The organism is Priestia sp. 3CA3, assembly GCF_056836725.1.
In genome coordinates this window covers 499,578-521,296 of the sequence record NZ_JBXENJ010000001.1, presented here as the reverse complement: position 1 = coordinate 521,296, position 21,719 = coordinate 499,578, and the positions used below count along the sequence as shown (strand labels likewise).

25 protein-coding genes are annotated in these 21,719 nt (G+C 39.2%); 3 read left to right on the top strand and 22 right to left on the bottom strand.

Annotation, left to right across the window (positions count from 1 at the left end; all coding sequences use genetic code 11):
• Positions 1 to 133: 133 nt before the first annotated feature.
• From AC1VNJ_RS02700 to AC1VNJ_RS02650, 11 genes are all read right to left on the bottom strand, one after another.
• Positions 134 to 1,906: an ATP-binding protein gene (locus AC1VNJ_RS02700; RefSeq protein ID WP_033579740.1), complete on the bottom strand. Its 1,773-nt coding sequence runs from the start codon at positions 1,904 to 1,906 to the stop codon at positions 134 to 136.
• Positions 1,906 to 2,622, bottom strand: coding sequence for a response regulator transcription factor (locus AC1VNJ_RS02695; RefSeq protein ID WP_013059051.1), 717 nt, complete (start codon positions 2,620 to 2,622; stop codon positions 1,906 to 1,908). The genes AC1VNJ_RS02700 and AC1VNJ_RS02695 overlap by 1 nt, the downstream gene beginning before the upstream one ends.
• Before the next feature lie 328 nt (positions 2,623 to 2,950).
• Positions 2,951 to 4,129: a c-type cytochrome biogenesis protein CcsB gene (gene ccsB, locus AC1VNJ_RS02690; RefSeq protein ID WP_034270935.1), complete on the bottom strand. Its 1,179-nt coding sequence runs from the start codon at positions 4,127 to 4,129 to the stop codon at positions 2,951 to 2,953.
• Between the two features lie 11 nt (positions 4,130 to 4,140).
• Positions 4,141 to 5,763 (bottom strand): cytochrome c biogenesis protein ResB, encoded by a 1,623-nt coding sequence (resB, locus tag AC1VNJ_RS02685; RefSeq protein WP_482640291.1) that lies wholly within the window; start codon positions 5,761 to 5,763, stop codon positions 4,141 to 4,143.
• Between the two features lie 12 nt (positions 5,764 to 5,775).
• Entirely contained in the window at positions 5,776 to 6,297 is a 522-nt protein-coding gene (gene resA / locus AC1VNJ_RS02680; RefSeq protein ID WP_028411536.1) for a thiol-disulfide oxidoreductase ResA, read from the bottom strand.
• 198 nt (positions 6,298 to 6,495) lie between these two features.
• Positions 6,496 to 7,221 (bottom strand): pseudouridine synthase, encoded by a 726-nt coding sequence (locus tag AC1VNJ_RS02675; protein WP_028411537.1) that lies wholly within the window; start codon positions 7,219 to 7,221, stop codon positions 6,496 to 6,498.
• A gap of 86 nt (positions 7,222 to 7,307) precedes the next feature.
• Positions 7,308 to 7,841: a spore maturation protein gene (locus AC1VNJ_RS02670; protein WP_013084923.1), complete on the bottom strand. Its 534-nt coding sequence runs from the start codon at positions 7,839 to 7,841 to the stop codon at positions 7,308 to 7,310.
• Entirely contained in the window at positions 7,838 to 8,437 is a 600-nt protein-coding gene (locus tag AC1VNJ_RS02665; protein WP_154989715.1) for a nucleoside recognition domain-containing protein, read from the bottom strand. The genes AC1VNJ_RS02670 and AC1VNJ_RS02665 overlap by 4 nt, the downstream gene beginning before the upstream one ends.
• Complete coding sequence (locus AC1VNJ_RS02660; RefSeq protein ID WP_033579737.1) at positions 8,430 to 9,578, bottom strand: D-alanyl-D-alanine carboxypeptidase family protein; 1,149 nt, start codon at positions 9,576 to 9,578, stop codon at positions 8,430 to 8,432. The genes AC1VNJ_RS02665 and AC1VNJ_RS02660 overlap by 8 nt, the downstream gene beginning before the upstream one ends.
• 117 nt (positions 9,579 to 9,695) lie before the next feature.
• Positions 9,696 to 10,268 (bottom strand): SMC-Scp complex subunit ScpB, encoded by a 573-nt coding sequence (scpB, locus tag AC1VNJ_RS02655; RefSeq protein WP_482640290.1) that lies wholly within the window; start codon positions 10,266 to 10,268, stop codon positions 9,696 to 9,698.
• Positions 10,265 to 11,020 carry a segregation/condensation protein A gene (locus tag AC1VNJ_RS02650; protein WP_013059060.1) on the bottom strand — a complete coding sequence of 252 codons (756 nt, stop codon included), beginning with the start codon at positions 11,018 to 11,020 and terminating at the stop codon, positions 10,265 to 10,267. Before AC1VNJ_RS02650 ends, scpB begins: the two co-directional genes overlap by 4 nt.
• 198 nt (positions 11,021 to 11,218) lie before the next feature.
• Between AC1VNJ_RS02650 and AC1VNJ_RS02645 the strand changes: the two genes are divergently transcribed.
• Entirely contained in the window at positions 11,219 to 11,317 is a 99-nt protein-coding gene (locus AC1VNJ_RS02645; RefSeq protein ID WP_170836726.1) for a YjcZ family sporulation protein, read from the top strand.
• A 132-nt stretch (positions 11,318 to 11,449) separates the two neighbouring features.
• Positions 11,450 to 11,971, top strand: coding sequence for a DUF309 domain-containing protein (locus tag AC1VNJ_RS02640; protein ID WP_014458309.1), 522 nt, complete (start codon positions 11,450 to 11,452; stop codon positions 11,969 to 11,971).
• 75 nt (positions 11,972 to 12,046) lie between these two features.
• Here AC1VNJ_RS02640 and AC1VNJ_RS02635 read toward each other — a convergent pair whose 3' ends face one another.
• The gene (locus tag AC1VNJ_RS02635; protein WP_013059063.1) at positions 12,047 to 12,400 is read right to left on the bottom strand and encodes a GNAT family N-acetyltransferase; all 354 of its coding nucleotides are present in this window, start codon (positions 12,398 to 12,400) and stop codon (positions 12,047 to 12,049) included.
• A gap of 244 nt (positions 12,401 to 12,644) precedes the next feature.
• Complete coding sequence (locus AC1VNJ_RS02630; RefSeq protein ID WP_013059064.1) at positions 12,645 to 13,079, bottom strand: peptidylprolyl isomerase; 435 nt, start codon at positions 13,077 to 13,079, stop codon at positions 12,645 to 12,647.
• 389 nt (positions 13,080 to 13,468) lie between these two features.
• Here AC1VNJ_RS02630 and AC1VNJ_RS02625 point away from each other — a divergent pair, with 389 nt between their 5' ends.
• On the top strand, positions 13,469 to 14,344 hold the full coding sequence (locus AC1VNJ_RS02625; RefSeq protein ID WP_014458307.1) for a DUF1002 domain-containing protein: 876 nt from the start codon (positions 13,469 to 13,471) through the stop codon (positions 14,342 to 14,344).
• A 47-nt stretch (positions 14,345 to 14,391) separates the two neighbouring features.
• Here AC1VNJ_RS02625 and lysA read toward each other — a convergent pair whose 3' ends face one another.
• The 9 genes from lysA to sigF form a co-directional block, all read right to left on the bottom strand.
• On the bottom strand, positions 14,392 to 15,711 hold the full coding sequence (gene lysA, locus AC1VNJ_RS02620; protein WP_367071637.1) for a diaminopimelate decarboxylase: 1,320 nt from the start codon (positions 15,709 to 15,711) through the stop codon (positions 14,392 to 14,394).
• Positions 15,712 to 15,849: 138 nt separating this feature from the next.
• Entirely contained in the window at positions 15,850 to 17,331 is a 1,482-nt protein-coding gene (locus tag AC1VNJ_RS02615; protein WP_033579733.1) for a spore germination protein, read from the bottom strand.
• On the bottom strand, positions 17,324 to 17,890 hold the full coding sequence (spoVAEA, locus tag AC1VNJ_RS02610; protein WP_014458304.1) for a stage V sporulation protein SpoVABEA: 567 nt from the start codon (positions 17,888 to 17,890) through the stop codon (positions 17,324 to 17,326). Before spoVAEA ends, AC1VNJ_RS02615 begins: the two co-directional genes overlap by 8 nt.
• Positions 17,891 to 17,896: 6 nt before the next feature.
• A complete protein-coding gene (gene spoVAE, locus AC1VNJ_RS02605) occupies positions 17,897 to 18,247 on the bottom strand; it encodes a stage V sporulation protein AE (RefSeq protein ID WP_013059069.1) in 351 nt (116 codons plus the stop codon).
• Positions 18,235 to 19,266: a stage V sporulation protein AD gene (gene spoVAD, locus AC1VNJ_RS02600; protein WP_028411544.1), complete on the bottom strand. Its 1,032-nt coding sequence runs from the start codon at positions 19,264 to 19,266 to the stop codon at positions 18,235 to 18,237. Before spoVAD ends, spoVAE begins: the two co-directional genes overlap by 13 nt.
• Positions 19,267 to 19,279: 13 nt before the next feature.
• Complete coding sequence (spoVAC, locus tag AC1VNJ_RS02595; protein ID WP_028411545.1) at positions 19,280 to 19,741, bottom strand: stage V sporulation protein AC; 462 nt, start codon at positions 19,739 to 19,741, stop codon at positions 19,280 to 19,282.
• 18 nt (positions 19,742 to 19,759) lie between these two features.
• The gene (locus tag AC1VNJ_RS02590) at positions 19,760 to 20,182 is read right to left on the bottom strand and encodes a stage V sporulation protein AB (protein WP_014458301.1); all 423 of its coding nucleotides are present in this window, start codon (positions 20,180 to 20,182) and stop codon (positions 19,760 to 19,762) included.
• The gene (locus AC1VNJ_RS02585) at positions 20,172 to 20,792 is read right to left on the bottom strand and encodes a stage V sporulation protein AA (protein ID WP_028411546.1); all 621 of its coding nucleotides are present in this window, start codon (positions 20,790 to 20,792) and stop codon (positions 20,172 to 20,174) included. The genes AC1VNJ_RS02590 and AC1VNJ_RS02585 overlap by 11 nt, the downstream gene beginning before the upstream one ends.
• A gap of 162 nt (positions 20,793 to 20,954) precedes the next feature.
• Positions 20,955 to 21,716 (bottom strand): RNA polymerase sporulation sigma factor SigF, encoded by a 762-nt coding sequence (gene sigF / locus AC1VNJ_RS02580; RefSeq protein ID WP_013059074.1) that lies wholly within the window; start codon positions 21,714 to 21,716, stop codon positions 20,955 to 20,957.
• Positions 21,717 to 21,719 lie beyond the last annotated feature (3 nt).

Sequence of the window (21,719 nt, the reverse complement as noted above, 5' to 3'; positions counted from 1 at the left end):
CATACTATATGCCAATTCCTTCTTTTTTAGACTTGTTTATAGAAAAAATAAAGAGATGTGATTCTCCAATGAATCACATCTCTTTGCTATTCTTATTATTTCAGCCGAAGACAAACTGTTAATTAGCATGTGTTTACTTTGGCAGTTTGATAAAGAAAGTTGTTCCTTCATTTAATTCACTTTCAACCGCAATAATCCCTTGATGTGCCTCCACGATATTTTTAGCGATCGCAAGCCCAAGACCAGTTCCTGACTTTCCTCTCGTTCTAGCTTTATCAGCTTTATAAAATCGCTCAAATACAAACGGAAGATCTTCTTTTGGAATCCCTGCTCCCGTATCTTGAACAGAAAGATGGATTTCGGATTGACTTTTATCAAGATGCAGCTTTACTTCTCCGTAGTCATCCGTATGACGAATGGCATTATCAATTAAGTTTGTCAGCACTTGTTCCATACGGTCTGAATCAATCATCGCTTCAAATTCATCTTCTATTTTTCCATTAAGAGACAGTTTAATATGTTTTTCTTTAGCTAACCCTTGAAACTTGCGCAAAACACGTTCTGTAAATTCAACCATTGCTACAGATTCTAAGTGAAGCTGCACATGTCCCGCTTCCATTCGCGCTAAATCTAAAAGTTCATTTACAAGCCGGCCCATACGGAGTGATTCATCATAAATCACCTGTGCAATTTCTTTCTTTTCTTCATCCGTACTTGCAATATCGTCAATAATAGCTTCACTATAACCTTGAAGCATAGAAATAGGTGTACGCAATTCATGAGACACGTTTGCAATAAAATCTTTTCTTGATTTATCAAGTTTACGCTCTTCAGACATATCTCGCAGTACAGCTACAGCACCGCGGATTTTCGTTTGATTATAGAGCGGTGACATTAAAATGACCCACGTTTTCCCTTGAATTTTCAACTCTGCACTTCGCTCCGTTTCAGTCTCTACTACCGTTTGAAACAAATGCACGACGTTTGCTGGAAGCTCAGGCACCTGCTGGTTGTTCACATCCTGCTCGTAATACCAAGTCTGAAGAAAATGCTCCGCTGGGGGATTGGTAATTAAAATCGATCCGTCTCTACTAAACGTAATAACACCGTCTGCCATACTGCTTAAAATACTTGAAAGCTGTTCTTTTTCCTGATTGAGCGCATTGAGATTAAACTTTAACTGCCTGCCCATTTGATTAAAAGCAATCGCTAACTCTCCAATTTCATCGTGAGTTAAAATAGGTACTTTTGTATCAAAGTTCCCTTTGGTTACTTCAAATGCCGCCTGCCTCATTTTTCTAAGAGGTGCTGTAATTCGAGTGGATAAGAAAAAAGCAAAGATAGTAGTTAAAATAATAGCAATACCTGCAGCCAATAAAATGAACTTAGTCGTATATTGAGCGGGCTCTTCAATTTCAGAAAGAGATTGATACAGATAAACGCCGCCTGTCGGTTTATTATCTTTCATTAAAGGTACACCGACAACAAACATTAAAGGCTCATCACTCGTGTCTTTCTTTGTGGTCATGTACATTTTTTCCCGTATTACTTTGCCTTTTTCAACCACTTGATTTAGCTGATCGTTTTGTTTAACAATGGCCGAAATAGCTTTCTTATTTTCTTTATCAGGATGTGTGGAATGCCAATAGAAATCTTTATCTTGAACAATAACTACACTTGCTTGATCTGCAAGTTCACGAGCAATGGATAGTCCTAGCTTTTCATCCTCTGTTTCCTGCACAATGGTAGAGATTTTAGCAGCCGTTTTAGTTAAACGGTTTTCTGCGTCTACAACATGATAATTTTCAAAAAACTGAAGCAGTAAAATGGTCAAAATAAATAAAACAAGCGTAACGAGCAATAGGATAGTAAACCATAGTTTACCAACTACACTTCTCCAAAACATCAGTTATTTTCAACCTCAAATTTATACCCTACTCCCCAAACGGTTACGATCATTTTCGCCGCTTGTGACGATACGCGATTTAACTTTTCACGCAAACGCTTGACGTGCGTATCTACCGTACGAAGATCTCCAAAGAAATCATAATGCCACACTTCACGCAGCAGCTGCTCTCTGTCGTATACTTTATCTGGCGTTTTTGCAAGGTAGCATAATAATTCATATTCTTTTGGAGTTAAGTTAACTTCTTTTCCGTCTGCTGTAACGCGATGTGCATCATTATCAATCGTTAAGTGATCAAAGACAATAAGGTTTTTCACGCTCGTTTCTGGCTGAATAAACGTTGCTTGAGAAGAACGTCGAAGCAGTGCTTTTACGCGAAGAACCACTTCTCTTGGGCTAAACGGCTTAACGATGTAATCATCTGTACCTACTTCAAACCCTTGGACTCTGTTTACTTCTTCACCTTTAGCTGTAAGCATGATAATAGGAGTTGCTTTTTTCTCGCGAATTTGTTTACAGACCTCAATACCGTCTATGCCAGGCATCATTAAATCTAATACAATCAAATCATAATCTATGTGTAACGCTTTTTCGATTGCTTCATGCCCGTCGGCTGCTTCTTCAATGATGTATCCTTCTTTTTCTAAGTACATTTTTAACAATCGTCTAATGCGATCTTCATCGTCTACTAGCAGTAATCTTTGTTCGTTTTGCATGTATTTTCAACCTCCTAGTCTTAGTGTACAAAAAAAAACCGGCGAGTTCTACTTATGTTACCCAAACAATGTGACAATTCGTGAACACCTTTATGAAAAATAGCTTTTTTCCTCAAAAAAGAGGTTGAGACATATCGAAATCCATCCAATCTACAGATGGACAAATAAAATACAGGAGCTAGAAGCAACTACATATATGAAGCCTCCGTTCACCATGCAAATAAAAAAATCCGAACGAATGTGATTCTCCATCAAGAATCTCAACTCATCGTTCGGATCTTCTTCAACTAAAATATCTTTATTTCAGCCTCTATTCTATTTTTAAAGGTTACGCATATGAATGTAAACCTGCAATAACTAGGTTCACGGCCACTAAGTTGAACATGATGATGGCAAACCCGCCAACTGCCAGCCAAGCTGATTTTTCACCGTGCCATCCTTTAGACAGCCGAAGATGAAGAAAAGCGGCATAAAATAAAAAGGTGATCAGCGCCCACACCTCTTTGGGGTCCCATCCCCAAAAGCGCGTCCAGGCCATCTGAGCCCAAATCATAGCGAAAATAAGTGCTCCTAATGTAAAAATAGGAAATCCAATCGCCACTGCTCTGTAGCTTACTTCATCAAGCAAGTCGCTGTTTACCTGCTTTACAAGCGGCTGCAGTGCGGCTCCAATTCGCTTCCGTAAAATAAGACGAATCAGCCAATATAAGACAAACCCACCGGCTAACGACCAAATAACCGTATTTAATTTTTTAGCATTGATAATAGCCGGCATATCAACAAGCGGCTGTATGTCGTTCCCGTCTGTCCACTCACTTTGATGAGGCCCCACTAGCGGAACCATATGATATACGACTTGCTCTTGTTCGCCACTTTTATTAACCCAATTAAATGATGACTCGTAGTGAGCCGCATTAAAAGCCAGCGTCACCGCTACAAACCCAAGCGTACTAATAAGCGTATACAGGATGAATTCCAGCCAAAATGCTTTTTTATTTCGCTTGGATTGATCAATTGTTTTGATTAAATAAATCAATCCTGCAACAAAGCTAATGGAAAGCACGGCTTCACCCGTAGCTGCCGTTGTAACGTGAATATGCAGCCAATTCGTCTGGAGAGCTGGTATCAGCGGCGTAATTTCAGTTGGAAACATGCTTGCATAAGCAATGATTAAAAGAGCCACCGGCAAGGCAAAAAGTCCAAGCATGCTAAGACGATAAATAAAGTAAATAACAATAAATGCGCCAACAAGCATCATGCCAAAAAACGTCGTAAATTCAAATAAATTACTAACAGGAGCGTGGCCTGATGCAATCCACCTTGTAATGAAATAGCCAATCTGTGCAATAAAACCGATGATGGTAACCGCAATTCCAAACGTTGCCCACTTTGTTTTCTTTTGAGCTGCTCGCTTATCTCGAATAGCTCCTCCGAAAAAAAAGGTTGCAACTAAATAAGCAATAAACGCCACATACAGTAAATTACTACTTATACTCGCGTAATCCATGCTTTTTCCTCCTATTTTGTTTCTTTATCATTTTGGTCCTTCAGCTGTGTGAGGGATGTGGATTCTAATAAACCATTTAATTCTTTTTTAAGACCATACCAGTTTTTATTTGTATGTGCGGCCAACCATATCTCATTATTGACTTTTTGAATCCACATGCGGCGATGATTCCAATACATCCCTTGAATCACACCAATCATAAAGATGGCTCCGCCAATCCCTAAAAACCAAAGCGTATAGTCTCTGCGAACGGTTAATCCCGTTACATTTTTCGTTTCTACACCAGCAAAGGTCATTTTATAATCGTTATTTCCTAGCGGTTCCAAGTTCTCTCTAATTCCAACAAAAGCAACTTCGCCTTTTTTATGCTGAGGCGTAATCATTTTAAATACAAAAGCCGGGTTGTTAGGCACTCTTGTTTTTGTATTTGGGTTTCCTTCATCATCAAAGAAAAAGTCTGGAAAGTAGCTCATGAGCTTGACTTTATATCCGTTTTTTATATCATATGTTGCTTTTGGATTATGTAAATCTACTGTAAGTGAACCAACGTTTTTATTTGCATTTTTATCTGTTAAATGGAAAGACATAGAGCTAAACTCATTTAACTTGAAGTCCACTTGGTACATGGCATATCCTTCAAACTTAAGCGGCTGATTCACACGAATCTCTGAATCTTTTATTTTCTTTAGCTTTGGATCTGCTCCCGGTATAAGCTTTCCTTCGCGCTTATACAGACTAACATCCGCTTCATATTTTTTGGCTACTTTATTATTCCCTGCACGATCAATTGCTTCTTGAAACACGGCGCTTTCGCTATCTTTATCATACGTTTCCACAGTAAAACGATGGTTTTTCAAAAAATACTCTCCGTTCGTCCCAGGAATAACTTTTGTTTCACCTTCACGGATCCAAAGAACTTCATCTATATACATACCTGGTACAAATCTAAGCATAGCACCTAGTAAAAAGATAATGAGACCGATATGATTAACGTATGGACCCCATCTTGAGAAGCGTCCTTTTTCAGCCAACAGATTGCCCTTTTCTTCGCGAATAGAGTATCTTCTTTTTTTCAGCATGCTTTTTACATGTTCATAATCTTGATCCGTCCACGATGATGAAGTGCTGTATAAACGCTGTCTCTTTAAGAAGTTTGGATGTTTTGTTACACTCTGCTTTTTTAGAGCTCGGTACAAAGGCACTACTCGATCTAAACTGCAAATGACTAACGACATTCCTAAAGCAGCAATTAAAAGCAAGTACCACCACGATTCATAGAGATGATGAAAACCTAACTTATAATAAAGCTCTCCTGTCCATCCATATTCCTTTTGATAATACTCACCTGCTGTCACATTAGGAGGTATGTAAGCTTCTTGAGGATAAATGGTTCCGACTGCAGACGCAACAAGCGTCACAATAATGATCCAAATGCCTACCTTTACAGAAGAGAAAAAATTCCATATTTTATCGATAACTGTTTTATTGTACGTTTGCGATCGCCTTGCGCTTCCTTCATAACGCATATCTACTAATTTTTCAGTTGTTTCTTCTGCAATTGGTTTACCACAGGCTTCACACAAAATCGTACCATGCGGGTTAACGTGTCCACATTCACATTTTACGTGTTTCATTGTCAACACTCCCTATGGTTTAATTTCTTCCATATATTCTTTTATTTTAGATTCTTCTAATCCGCCAATAAAGCTGTCTACAATCTTTCCGTTTTTATCAATTAAAAACGTAGTCGGAAGAGGATCTATCCCGTACGCACCCAACACTTGTGAATCTTTATCCATCAAAATTGGAAAAGATAGCCCATACTGTTTAGCAAACTGCTCTACCGCTATATTCGTTTCTGCAACGTTAACAGCTAAAATTTCAACGCCTTGCTTTTTATATGCTGCATACTGCTTTTCCATCGCCGGCATCTCTTGTTTACAGGGCTTGCACCATGTTCCCCAAAAATTCAAAAAAACTCCTTTGCCTTTGTAATCTGATAGCTGATGAGTTTCTCCATTAATATCTCTTAATATAAAGTCAGGTGCCTCATCTCCTACCGATACCTTTTGTTTATCAGCAAAAAATTGAGCATAAAGGGTATATCCAACCGCGCACAGTAAAACTGCTAATATAACTGTTCGAATAATCAAGCGCTTTTTTTTCATAGCACGAACTCCTTTTAACCGCTTTCAATACGCTTTTTTTCTACCATTATATCATTTTTTTGGTAGTGGCTTTCCGATAATATTTCGACGTTTCTGTGAAGTCTTCCTCTCATTCTACAAGTTCGACATTTTTTCAAAAAACCTTGCTTGATTTTCTAATTCACGACATTTTTCATAAAAAAAACAGGTAAGTGAAAATTACTTACCTGTTTGAGACATTGAATATAATTGTTTGACTTCATGAGCCGTAAGCTCGCGTGCTTCTCCTGCATTTAATCCGCGTAAGTCTAAAGGTCCGTAGCGCTCACGTTTTAACTTTAATACAGAATGTCCGATTGCATCGAACATGCGACGTACTTGACGGTTTTTCCCTTCGTGAATCGTCAGTTCTACGATCGCCGTCTGCTTGCTTTTATCAATGGAAAGAACTTTTGCACGAGCTGGTGCTGTTTTTCCGTCTTCAAGCATCACTCCGCGCTGCAGCTGTCTGATGCTTTCACGACTTGGGATTCCTTTAATTTTAGCCACATACACTTTATCCACTTCAAATTTCGGGTGCATTAGCTGATTAGCAAATTCACCATCATTTGTTAAAAGAAGTAGACCCGACGTATCATAGTCCAGACGTCCAATCGGGTAAATTCTTTCTTCTACATGCGGAAAGAAGTCAACGACTGTTTTTCTTCCTTTGTCGTCGTTAGCAGCTGAAATCACGCCTCTTGGTTTGTATAGCATAAAATAAACGGGCGCTTCGCTTTCTACCGGCACTTCGTCTACTTCAATTTTATCGTTAGGACCTACTTTCGTGCCCAATTCTTTTACAACTTTTCCATTTACTTTCACTCGGCCTTGGCCGATTAATTCTTCAGCTTTACGTCTTGATGCTACACCTGCGTGAGCAATCACTTTTTGTAATCGTTCCATTAACACTTCACCTCTTGTAACATCTTACTTGTTTACGAAGTAATACACAAGTCTATTTGCCACACAGAGGTAGAATTTTCGATTTCTTACCGGCCAAATACAAGGATTACGATCACAACTGATGCAATAATCCCTACCAAATCCGCCAGTAAACCAACCTTCAGCGCATCTCCCATTTTTTTAATACCTACTGCTCCGAAATAAACCGTTAAAATATAAAACGTGGTATCTGTACTTCCCTGCATGGTCGATGCCAAACGACCGATAAAAGAATCAGGTCCATATGTAGAAATTAGATCCGTTGTGATACCAAGGGCAGCCGTTCCAGATATGGGTTTAATAAGAGCTAAAGGTACAATTTCAGCCGGAACGCCGACTGCTTGCAGCATAGGTTTTAAAACAGATAAGAAAAAATCAAGGGCTCCTGAAGCTCGAAAAATAGAGATGCTCACTAACATGCCGACTAAGTAAGGAATGATGGAAAAAGCAATTTGTAATCCGTCTTTCCCTCCCTCTACAAACTTTTCATACGTAGGAATTTTTTTGTAGGTTCCATAAAGTAAAATACATCCTACGATAAGAGGAATAAACATCAATGATACTTGATTAAGCATCGTCATTTTCGTTTTCCTCCTTTTCGCGTACGTCGATAATAAAAGAAGCGATCGATGATGATAGCTCCTATTGTAGCTACAACAGTTGCTAAAAGCGTAGTACCCACAATTTCAGTAGGATTAGCCGAGTTATACGTAATTCGAATGGCAATAACTGTGGTCGGTATAAGCGTTAAACTGGTTGTGTTAAGTGCTAAAAGTGTGATCATAGAACGGCTTGCTTCGTCTCTGTCGCCGTTCAGTTTTTTAAGCTGCTCCATCGCTTTAATACCAAGAGGAGTTGCCGCATTCCCCAGCCCAAACATATTCGCCATCATATTGGACAATATGTATCCTAAGGCCGGATGATCTTTTGGAACATCAGGGAAAAGTCTAGTAATAATGGGTCGAAATAGTCTCGCTAACTTGTCGAGAAGCCCTGCACTTTGAGCAATATTCATCATACCTAACCAAAAGACCAGCACGCTGATTAATCCAATGCTGATGGTCACCGCTTCGCCTGCTCCTTGAAAAATTGCTTTGTTTACATCACCAATTTTCCCATTTATAATTGCAAAAACAATTCCGATAATGGTCAGCAGCATCCAAATAATATTAACCATCTGTTTTGGCTCCAGACTGAATAAACATTAATCGCTTCACTCGATTAAAGAAACCTTCTTGCTGCTCGGCCTGCTTTTCGAAATAAATAGGAACACTGTCAATCGTTTCTCCACTTCTATAAATATCGAGCTTCCCTACAACATTGGGAACTTTCCCTGTTTCTTCCCACTGCTTTTTAGGCTGAATTAACGTTGTTTTCACTTCTACAGAGCTCTGTTCTTTCTTTGTAAGAGGATAGACGACATTTCGTTTAATATACAACTGATCTTTATAGAAAGAATCTTTTATATCTGCCAATTCGCCTTTTGCAGCTAAACTGGTCATATCATATTTATCAAATGCATTTTCATACATGGAAATGTGATCGTTCCAATCATCTGGCGCATTAATCGTTACGGCGATTAAATCCATTCCATCTTTTGTAGCAGTTGTCACAAGCGTTCGTTTTGCTAATTTTGTATATCCTGTTTTTCCGCCAGTACAGTATGCATATAGTGTTGTCAGCAGTTTATTTTTGTTTTTCCACACTCGATCCCATTTCTCTTCAGGGTGCTTCATTCGATAGACTTTTGTTCCTGAAATCTCTTTGAAAATTTTATTATTCATTGCATAGCGCATAAGCAAAGCCATATCGTGCGCTGTTGAGCGATGATTTTCATGATCGTCTAATCCATGCGGATTTTGAAATGTTGTATTCGTCATGCCAATTTCTTCTGCTTTTTTATTCATCAAATAAACAAATCCATCTTCGCTTCCTCCAACGGCTTCTGCGATAGCTACAGCAGCATCATTACCTGAGCGAAGCATCAAGCCATACACTAAATCTTTTAATTTTATTTTTTCACCTTCAACTAAATACACAGAAGAACCTTCAACGCCAACTGCGTTGTGGCTAACGGTAACTTTTTTATTTATTTTGCCAGATTCAATCGCCAGTATTGCTGTCATAATTTTTGTGATGCTAGCAATTCGGCTAACTTGATCTGCATTTTTAGCGTATAACACTCTTCCTGACTTCTGTTCCATCAAAATAGCACTATGAGCACTTACACTCCCTGCTGCAGATGATACGGAAGGCCAACCGCTGAGACATAGCAATACAATAAATAGATAGATGATACTTTTTTTGCTTCTTTTCATGTCATCCCCGTCCCTCTACCTGTTTGTACAAGTTTATGCTCGTCTTTTTTGGTTATGAATGAAAAGATTTGTCCATACAAAAAAGAACATAGAAAAACTCTATGTTCTTTTACGGTTTCACTTCATTTCTTGAAACGATTGAAAAAATAAATCTGCCTCTTGATTGGTTCCTTCTTGTAACAAATCTTCTGGAAGCGGCGGCAGCTCTTCGATACTTTTAAGCCCAAAATAGCCTAAAAATTCTTTTGTCGTTCCGTATAAGATGGCACGCCCTGCGCCTTCCGCTCGTCCCACTTCTTTTAACAGAACCTTTCCAATTAAAGTTTGAAGAGGTCTTTCCGTTTTCACTCCGCGAATCTCTTCGATTTCAGCTCTTGTAATTGGCTGCTTATACGCTACAATAGCTAACGTTTCAAGCGCTGCTTGTGACAATGATTGATTAGCAGGAGCTTCTACGAGCTTCTCAATATATGGTGCATGCTCTTTTTTTGTAACAAGCTGATAGGCCCCGCCTATTTCAACAAGTGTAACTCCTCTGGACTTACACTCTTGCTCTAAGCTTTCCAAAGCACCTTGAATGTCTTCATGAGGCTTTTCTATAATCTCAGCTAACCGGCTAATAGACAGACCTTCATCACCAGAAACAAAAAGTAAGCTCTCAATAATAGCCTGTAAATTATTCGTTGTCATTCCTCTTCATTCCTTTCTCGATACGATACATAAAGCTCGTCTAGATTGTGCTGCTGTTCCACAACGATTTCATTTTCTTTCATTAATTCCAGCACAGCTAAAAACGTTACAACAATATGATCACGCTCTTGATAAGGAAACAGCTGATAAAAACTTTTTTTCCCTTTAAAGGCTTTTAATTCATTCACAATTTCACTCATGCGCTTGTCAATTGGAATATCTTGTCTTGCTATTTTCGTCTGCATAGGCTTTTTGTTTTGCTTTCGTTTCATTAACTTTTGAAAAGCACTTAGCATATCATACAGTGATATATCCAACCCTTCGTCCTGAGGCTGCGTACGTTCTTCTGCATTTATTTGCACATTACTTGGAGGTTTTGTATACACATGACTTTGGTCTTCTTCCAGCTTTTGAAGCTCTACTGCCGCTTCTTTAAACTTTCGATATTCAATTAAGCGCTGCATCAATTCTTCACGCGGATCTTCTTCATCGACCATTTCAATTTCATCCATATCTTCTTCATACGTAGGCAGAAGCATTTTACTTTTAATTTGAAGCAAAGTTGCTGCCATGACTAGATACTCACTGGCAACGTCTAGCTGAAGCTCATTCATTGTATGTATAAACATCATATATTGCTCAGTAATTGTCGCTACTGGGATATCGTAAATATCAATTTCAAATCGGTTAATCAAATGCAGAAGAAGATCTAAAGGTCCTTCAAACGCATCTACTTTTACACTGTACTCCACTTTTATCTCACCAACACTTTTCAATTGCTTATCATTTCTGCTGCTTTATATAACGTTACTATCATTAGTATAGAGGATTATAGACACATGTCCAATACAAATTAACGTAAAAATAGGTCATTTGCCCATACAAAAAGTTTAAACATACATATGATGTCAAGGTAATAACATTTTCAAATGGCTGAAGGAGGAACTCGCATGGGTGAAAAATCTTGTGGATACGGTAGCGGTTTCGCTTTAATTGTTGTACTGTTTATTTTATTAATTATTGTTGGTTGTTCTTGCTTACGCTTCTAACCACACATATTGAATAAAAACAAACGTGTTCGCCATACCTTGAGCACGTTTGTCTCTTTAAAGGCACAGCGCTGATGAATAGCTAATTTTTGTGATACACTACATATAGAGTCTTACCAGGAGGGAACAAGATTGTATTCACAAGCCTATATTGATTATTTAGTTCATTTTCATGGCGACCGGGATTACTTTGAATGCCATGAACTGCTAGAAGAACACTGGAAAAAAGACGAAAGAGGACACCGCAATATTATTTGGGTTGGCCTTATTCAAATTGCTGTTTCACTCTATCATCATCGACGTCAAAATTTCGCGGGAGCCAAAAGAACGATGCAAAAGGCGCTGGCAATTTTAACGAAGGAAGAAGAAAATATTGCACAGCTTGGACTTAATTATCCTTCACTGCTTAAACTTCTTCGCAAACAATTAGCTTTAATCGATACCTATCAGCCATATAAAAGCATTAACTTACCTATTGAAGATCCAGCATTATTACGAGCTTGCAAACAAAGAAGCACTGATAAACAGCTTGTCTGGTTATCAGCTTCTAATCTGCAAAATGATGCGATTGTTCATCGTCACAGCACGCGAGATCGTTCAGATGTGATTGCGGAAAGACAAGCGAACTTATTGGCAAAACAAAACAACAGGTAGCTAGAAGCTACCTGTTGTTTTATGATGACTAGGATGTGAAAGACGCTTTCGCACCTCAACTAATCATGCTTTTCTTTATTCATCCGCCTGACACTTTTCATAAAAAGGAGCGATGATTTCACTCGGCTTAATTTGTGCAGTCGTATACATTTCTTTAAGAGCTTTAATCATTTTTTTGCCAATGCCCTGTTGGCGGTGTGAAGGGTTTACACTGACGTGTTGAACCTCAATCAAACTTTTATCGAGCATGGAAATGCCAACAATTCCAATAATATCTTCTTCTTGCTTCCAAAGATACAGCTGCCAATGTTCGTTTTGCTCATATTCTTTCATCGTTTGTTGAAGTTTTTTTAAATCTTTTTCCGTAGGTACAAACGATAGAAGACCCATGGCAATTTTTTCATAGTTTCGTTTATAGCGAATAAGCATACGATTCTCCCTCGTCCTCAAACTTTCCTACAAATTAATGCGCTGCGTTTTTTACTGCTTTTATCATACAAAATTTATAAGTAAATAGCAATATTACACAAAAGCTTGTCATATGTCACGCGTGTATGAGAAACCTAATCTATTACGCTTTTTGAGCTGTTGCGCGAAGAAAAAACGCCGTAACCCCCTGTAAAAGGTTGTTATGACGTTTTATTAGCTGATATCCATTTATAGCAGTATACTCTTATTCTTCCCAGACTTTTACTTCTTTCATTACGTCGCCATTTTTCATTTTCAACACTGTATCAAGTCCTTCTGTTACTTTTCCAAATACAGTGTGAACACCGTTCAAATGAGGCTGTGGCTCATGAACAAGAAAGAACTGACTGCCGCCTGTGTCTTTACCAGCATGCGCCATTGATAGAGAACCCGCTTCGTGTTTGTGAGGGTTTCCTTCTGTTTCACATTTAATTGAATAGCCAGGGCCGCCAGCACCTGTACCAGTTGGGTCTCCTCCTTGAGAAACAAATCCAGGGATAACGCGGTGGAACGTTACGCCGTTGTAGAATCCTTCATTAGCTAACTTTTCAAAGTTTTCTACTGTTCCTGGTGCTTCGTTCGGAAATAAATCGATTAGAATTTTTTCACCATTTTCCATTAAAATACTTGCTTTTTTCATATAAATGACCTCCAATATATGTATTAGTACCGCTACAGGCTCTATCTTCCCCGTCAAAGCGGCAAAACGTAAAAGTTGTAAATGCCACCTAGAGGCAGAACACTTACATTTATAAACTCACTCTATTCTACTACAAACAAGCTCATGAATTCAATGAATGCACTTTTTCACTTTCTTATCGTAGGGCTCTAAATAAAAAATAGTAGTTGTGAGATGAAACTTTTTATAGTATCATCCGTCTAATACAGTGATGGAGATACATAGATTTCATTTTATATAGAAATCTACGCCTCTAGACTGATTTATGGGAAAATGATGAATTGACTCTGTTACTTCAGACCTGCCCGTATTATAATAGGGCAAGTATGGGATTAAAGGAGGAAAAAGGTTTGAAATTAACGATAAAAGCAATGATGGTGACATTAGGTCTTCTTCTATTCCTAACCGCACCCTTAAAAAGTTTTGCAGATGCTGCTCCGGGCGATGTGATTATTACATTAGGTCAGGACTTAACCAGCTCTCAGAAGCAACAGGTATTAAATGACCTTGATGCACCAAGCAATGCTCAAACAGTAACCGTGACAAACCAAGAAGAGCATGAATACTTAGGTGACTTTATTCCAAAGGCTACTATTGGATCTCGTGCTATTTCATCTTCTAGTATTACCCTTGGCTCAAAAGATTCTGGTTTAAGCGTATCAACTCAAAATATTAATGGTATTACAGATGACATGTATATTAATGCTTTAATGACCGCCGGCGTTAAAGATGCAAAAATCCAGATTACTGCTCCATTTGAAGTATCTGGTACAGCCGCTTTAACAGGTATTATGAAAGCATATGAAGTTCAAACAGATCAAAAAATCCCAGAAGAAGTAAAAAAAGCAGCCAACGAAGAGATGGTCCAAACATCTGAACTTGGTGAAAAAATCGGTAAAGAAAAAGCAGCGCAGTTTATGGCAACGATTAAAGAAGAAATTGCTAAAGAAAATCCTCAAACAAAGGACGATTTACGCACGTTAATTCAGCGCGTGGCTGATGATTTAGGTATTAAATTAACAGATTCAGAGCTTAATACACTGGTTGACTTTTTCAATCGGTTAAAAGATATGAACATCGATTGGAACCAAGTAAAAGACCAGCTTTCTGCGACAAAAGAAAAAGTAACAACATTTCTTCAGTCAGAAGAAGGCCAATCATTTCTTGATAAATTAAAGCAATTCTTTGTTGATATTATTGATGCTATTAAATCGTTATTCTCATAAAAAAGAGCCTCTTGAACAAGAGGCTCTTTTTTTACGTTAATCACTCGTTACTTTTTTACCGTCACTTTGTATTTCACGTCATTTTTTACAATGTCTTCATACGTTTCGCGTTTTACGACTAGCTGTGCTTCTCCATCTTCTACGAACACGACAGCTGGCTTTGGCAAACGGTTATAGTGACTTGCCATAGAATAACCGTATGCGCCTGTACAAAACATCGCTAATAAATCATCTGGGTTTGCTTTTGGAAGATGTACATCCCACATCAGCATATCCCCCGATTCGCAGCACTTACCTGCGATGGATACGAGCTCATCACTCTCATCATTCATTCGATTGGCAATGACCGCTTCATATTTCGCTTGATACAGTGCGGGACGAATATTGTCGTTCATGCCTCCATCAATCGCTACATATTCACGTACATTCGGTACGTGTTTACGAGAACCGATTGAATACAGGGTCGTTCCAGCATCTCCTACAAGAGAGCGCCCGGGCTCAATCCAAATTTCAGGAATTTCTACTCCTAACTGTTTGGACTGCTTTTTGACCTCTTCTATAATAACTTCCACATACTGAGAAACAGGGATAGGCTGATCTTCTTCCGTATAACGAATGCCAAAACCCCCGCCTAAATTTAATACCTGCGGAACAAATTTTATACGTTGTTTCCACTCTTTCATTTTTGCAAAAAGCTTTTGAGTCGCCATAATAAATCCCGTTGTTTCAAAAATTTGCGATCCTATATGACAGTGAATACCTAAAAGTTCTAGCCCCTTGCTATTTTGCACAAGATGCACAGCTTCGTCTGCTTGACCGTTTTGAAGATCAAATCCAAACTTCGAGTCTTCTTGCCCTGTCAAGATATAATCATGTGTATGAGCTTCAATTCCAGGTGTTAATCTGAGAAGAACAGGCATCTTTTTTTGATACTGTTCCGTTATTTCCTCAAGCAATGCAATTTCATAAAAATTATCAACTACAATGCATCCTACATCTTCTTTGACGGCCATTTCTAGTTCTGCTCGGCTTTTATTGTTTCCGTGAAAATGAATCCGTTCTTTTGGAAAGTCAGCTGCTAAAGCCGTATACAGTTCTCCCCCCGAAACAACGTCTAACGAAAGACCTTCTTCATGAACGACTTGGACCATTGCAATTGTCGAAAAAGCTTTGCTTGCATAAGCGACCTGTGCTTTTACCCCATGCTTTTCAAATGTTTCTTTAAATCCTCTAGCACGCTGCCGAATTAAAGCCACGTCATATACGTAAAGGGGTGTCCCAAAATTTGATGCTAATTCAACCGTATCAACTCCACCAATTTCCAGATGCCCCTGCTTATTTATGCGACTTGTTCCGTGTAAAAACATGTTTAGACCCCGTTCCTGTGTATAGTGTAAAAAAGACAGTTAACGGCAATTCGCTGCTAACTGTCTAAATATTTATTATTTTCCATATTTAAAACAAATCTATCACATCTTCATACAGGTTTCAACCACATATTTTGTTTAAGGTTTTGCAGGCTGGCGGTCTTTATCCTGCGGATGCACAATACTAGGTCGCGGATTCGCTCCAGGAACCGGTGTGCGGATGAGAATCTGCCACAAAGCCTGCGGATTAAATGGAAGAAACGGCCACAAATAAGGCGTATTTAATGATTTTAGTCGCGCCATGTAGAGAATGATACACGTTGTCGCAATAAGAAACCCTGGAGTATGAAAGGCCGCCACGAAAATTAACAGAAACAATCGCAGCATTTTATTTGCTACCGCTAGCTCATAGCTTGGCGTCGCGAATGAACCAATTGCTGCAATAGCCACATACAAAATAACCTCCGGAACAAAAAGACCTACATCAATAGCAATTTGCCCAATAAGCGCGGCTGCAATCAAGCCCATCGCCGTGGCAAGCGGCGTCGGCGTATGAATGGCCGCCATCCTCAGAAATTCAATCCCAAAATCAGCTAGGAAAATTTGAACAACAGTTGGAATATTTGTTTCTTCGTTTGGCCCAATAAATTGCAATTTTGACGGCAGCAAGTCTGGCTCAAGTACAAATAACAGCCATAACGGTAATAAGAAAAGAGAAGCAAGAATTCCTAAAAACCGTATCCAGCGGATAAACGTACCGACAGAAGGAGCCTGCCTGTATTCTTCCGCATGCTGCACGTGATGAAACAGCGTAGTTGGCGTAATAATAACGCTTGGAGACGTATCGGTAATAATGATTACATGCCCTTCTAGCACATGAGCTGCTGCTGTGTCCGGTCGTTCTGTATAGCGTACCATTGGAAAAGGATTAATTCCTTGTTTGACTAAGAACTCTTCAATTGATTTGTCAGCCATCGGCAAACCATCTATATCAATTGCTTCCAGTTCATCTTTTATCAGTTTAACCAGCCCTGGATCAGCTACGCCATTTATGTACCCAATCGCTACGTCCAATTTTGATCGTTCGCCTACCTTCATAATTTCAAAACGAAATCTTCCGTCACGAATTCGTCTTCTTGTTAACGCTGTATTGATAATGATGTTTTCAGTGTATCCATCTCTTGCTCCGCGAATCACTTTCTCTGTATCCGCTTCTTCAGGGGATCTGCCAGGATATGTACGCACATCGACTTCAAAGCCAACTTCTTCACCGTCAATTAAAACGAATAGCAGTCCTGATAAAACCGATACCATTCCATCATCCAGCGTCTTTAAAGGCTTGACTTGCTGATGAATAAGACGGTTTTCAACAATATCCTTTAACTTTGCTCGTTCAACTTCATTATCATTAATTTGAATGAGTACTTTTGCAATTTCAATAATAAATGAACTATCACACAGCCCCGTTACGTAGTAAATATGAACTTCTCGATCCAAAATAAGCAGTTTACGTACTCCCACATCAAAGCTTGTGTTCATACTAGCGTTTTCCTTGAACCACTGATCGTTTTTTTGCACTTTTGAAAAAATAGCTGTTTTCTTCTCTGCTAGCTTACCCAAACGAACCGCTCCTTTCTAAAATAAGTCTTGCTGCTTTTTCAGTAATAGGACATCCCAGTTTGACATCATCCATCCTAGCCATTTTGCCGATATCTCCTATTCCTACAACTAAGGGAATATCGAGCTGATCCAAGCAGTAAACTGTATCTCCATTAATTCGTCCGACTTCTAACTCTTGAATTCCGCTTTTATCCACGCCGTAATGCGATATTTCCCCAAAACGATCAATGGTCACATCCACTCTTGTCCATTCGCTTTGATGAGTACGTGATGCAACGGCAATCACTCCAAGAACTTCTACTTGAGGATGCTTTGCTACATGCAGCAAAGCAATTTCCCCAGGTCCTTCCTCTAAGAAACCGCTATCGTCGAACATCACAAAGACGGGATCATATGGTGCTTGAAGAATTAAATCTACCGTTTGACTCCCTGTTAACGTAGTAGGGTTTCCATATGACCTCGAAATGCACCTGCCACCAACGGATTTAGCTACATGCTCAATTGCTTTGCGCGCATATTCATCGCCATCGGTTACAATAATGATCCTTCTTTTTTTCATAATCTTTTATCCTTTCGGTTTAAAGATTAACGCGATAATAAAAGCAAATAAAATAGCTGCTGAAATTCCAGCGGAGGTAAGTTCAAAAATCCCAATCCCAATCCCGATAAATCCATGGTCATCCGCTTGCTTCATCGCTCCGTGCAGCAAGGAATGACCAAAGCTTGTAATTGGAACCGTCGCTCCGGCGCCAGCAAATTCAATCAACTTATCATAAAGACCAAATCCATCTAAAATCGCTCCCGCAACTACAAACGAACTCATAACATGCGCTGGAGTAAGTTTAGCAAGATCCAGCAGCAGCTGCCCAATAACGCAAATGATTCCTCCTACAGCAAAAGCTATTACATACTCCATTGATCATCCCCCTCCCCGATATGTTCTAAGACGACGCCATGAGCAATTGTTGGAATTGACTCTTTTTGCTGAATCATCGTTGGACTTAAAAGAGCTCCTGTTGCCACCATAAACACTTTCTTTAAGTTTCCCGATTTTAATTCATTTAAAATATGACCATACGTGACAATAGCCGAGCAGCCGCAGCCGCTTCCTCCTGCAAATACATTTTGGTCGGGGCGATATACCATTAATCCGCAATCATTATGATTGGTTGATATATCGTAGCCTTCGTCCTTGAGCAGCTGTTTTAAAATTGGACTGCCTACACCAGATAAATCTCCTGTTAAAATAAGATCATACTCGCTTGGCGCGACGTTTAAGTCTTCCAAATGCCTTTGAATGGTATCTGCAGCAGCTGGTGCCATAGCAGAACCCATATCGTTTGCGTTTTTAATCCCATAATCCATTACACGCCCAATCGTTGCAGACGTGAGACGCACAATACCTTTTTCTTTCGAGACCAGCGCTGCCCCTGCTCCCGTAATAGTTGCCGTTGCCGTATCTGGTTTTTGTCCTCCGTACTCGGTAGGATTTCGAAATTGGCGCTCAGCGGTTGCGTTATGACTGCTCGCTGATGCAATAACACGATTAGCAAATCCCGCATCCACAAGAGCTGCCCCTGTTGCCAGCGTTTCCATTGATGTGGAGCAAGCGCCAAACATGCATAGAAATGGAATTTGGTTATGTCGAGCTACAAAATTAGCCGTTACGTTCTGATTTAATAAATCTCCAGCCAAAAACAAATCAATGTCTTCATAGGATAAATTTATTTTTTGCAAGCAGGAGTCAATGGACTCCGTCATCAGTCTTCTTTCAGCTAACTCCCAGTTGTCTTCTTCACAGTGCAAATCTTTATGTGTAATATCAAATGTTTCTCCCAACGGTCCATCTGCTTCTTTTGGCCCTACGGCTGTTCCTGTAGCATTAATGTAAATAGGATTTTCATAAACCCACGTTTGCTTTCCAGTTTTTCTCATAATCCCCCTCTTTTCATAGCAAATAAGTTTTAAAAAGGTAGCGAATGATTCCTACAACGTAAGCCGAAACCGTCCCAAATACAATGACGTTTCCAGCCAGCTTGAACATGTTGGTCGCAACTCCGAGAACAATTCCTTCACTTCGATGTTCAAGCGCTGCACTCGTCATGGAATTGGCAAAACCCGTAACAGGAACGGCTGAACCTGCACCTGCGAATTGACCAATACGATCATATATCCCAAACCCGGTTAAGAGCGCAGATATTAAAATAAGGGTTGCGACGGTAGGATTACCTGCATTTTTTTCATTAAAGTCAAAAAATGCAATATAGAAATTTTGAATTGCCTGTCCTAATGTACAAATGATTCCCCCTACCAAAAAGGCCTTTAGGCAATTTGCCACATATGAAGGTTTAGGCTGAAATGGTTTAATGCTTTCTTGATAGTTATCTTTTAATTTTTGATTATTTGCCATGTTACATACATCCTTTTCTTATTGATTAACAAAATAAATCCAATGAAATAATGACCCGCATACTTTGCCTAGTACAATGGCCATTAACAATAAAATAAGCTTGCCTTCCATTCCTATTCGTTTCGTTAACGTCGGCAATACATTAAGCACTTCTGTTAACGCTGCTGCCAGCATTCCAATAAAAATACCGCTCGTTAGACCTATGATCATAATAAGCACCGCAGGAAACTGCCACGTGTATTGATGAAGACTGCACCAACCGCCTGTAACGGCACCACCTACGACTCCCCACTCATATGCTTGAATGTATTTCATGGTTTTGGTCAGCTGCATCAAACGCGGAATAATGCCCAGCACCGTTAAAAATGCTACAAATCCAGCACCTGCAGCCAATCCTCCCGCAAGTCCAATTACAATGGTCATCACAATGTTAATGATCATCAATTTTTTTCATACTTTCTTTATTCTCGTGCATAATGACGTATTGATCTAAGTCTTGCTGGTAATTAAACATTTCGACTTCGAGAGGACTAGGCTCTTCATTAATTCGTTTTCTAAAGACGTGGTTAAAAAACAGAATCATTCCCAACCCTAAACCGATAGAGTAAGGTACTTGAATCAGCAAAGGCTGCTTATCTCTCAGACCGGTCAGCATATAGAACAATTTTTGATGTACTTGTCTCATACTCACATCTTCGTGAAAGTTCATAATTGCTAAAGCAGCTCCGATGAAGAGAAGAAACCAAACAGCTAGAAAAAACAAAAAGGAATATTGTCTCTTTTTATACACGACCTCTACAATTGTTTGAGCGGGTCCAATCGTCTGAATGTCTAAGTGCGGATACTGAGAGGCAACTTTTTCAATTACCTTCATTAAATCAACAATGATAATATTTCGATCACTCATACTTACTTGATAGACAATTAGCTTTTCAATTTGCTTTTGAACAGAATCTCCTGCTATAACCATTGCTAATTGTCCAATATTTACAGCTTCATCAGGTTTTACTTGAATACGATGCCTCATTTTAAGATAAAGAACGTTTTCCATTCATATCACACCTTACGATTCATTATCTCCCTGTACGTGTAGTATGGATTTTCTTAAATTTTCTAATTCACGTTTCTGAACAGACCATTAATTACCAAATAAAAAAAAGCAATCCGTTTCACTATTCTTCTTTGAATAGCAAAACGGATTGCTTCTTAAGTATTACGTGTCATTCATATGCAGCTTCATTTGTTTTAAGATTTTCTTCTCAAGCCTCGATACCTGAACCTGAGAAATTCCCAGCCTTGCGGCCACTTCGGACTGAGTTTGATCTTTGTAATACCTCAAATAGACAATGAGCTTTTCACGCTCATCAAGTTCTTCAATTGCTTCTTTTAATGCAATTTTATCAAACCACTTCGCTTCCGTATGATCAGCAATTTGGTCAAGAAGGGTAATTGGATCTCCATCATTTTCATAGACGGTCTCGTGAATAGACGAAGGAGCACGATTAGCTTCTTGAGCCAGCACTACTTCTTCAGGAGTGAGATCCAAATGTTCTGCAACCTCAGCGACTGTAGGGACGCGTCCAAGCAATTTGGAAAGCTCATCTTTTGCTTTACGTATTTTATTGCTCATTTCTTTCAGAGAACGGCTAACCTTTACCGTGCCATCATCACGAATAAACCGCTGAATTTCACCAATAATCATCGGAACAGCATATGTTGAAAATTTAACATCATACGATAGGTCAAATTTATCAACGGACTTTAATAGTCCTATACATCCAATTTGAAATAAATCATCGGGCTCATAACCACGGTTAATAAAACGTTGAACAACCGACCAAACGAGCCGCATATTTTTTTGGACGATTGTATCTCGTGCAATTTGATCACCTTGCTGACTGCGCTTGATGAGGTCTTTAACTTCATGATCCTTTAAATACGGTTCGTTTTTATTTTTTTTGACCTCCACATCCATTGG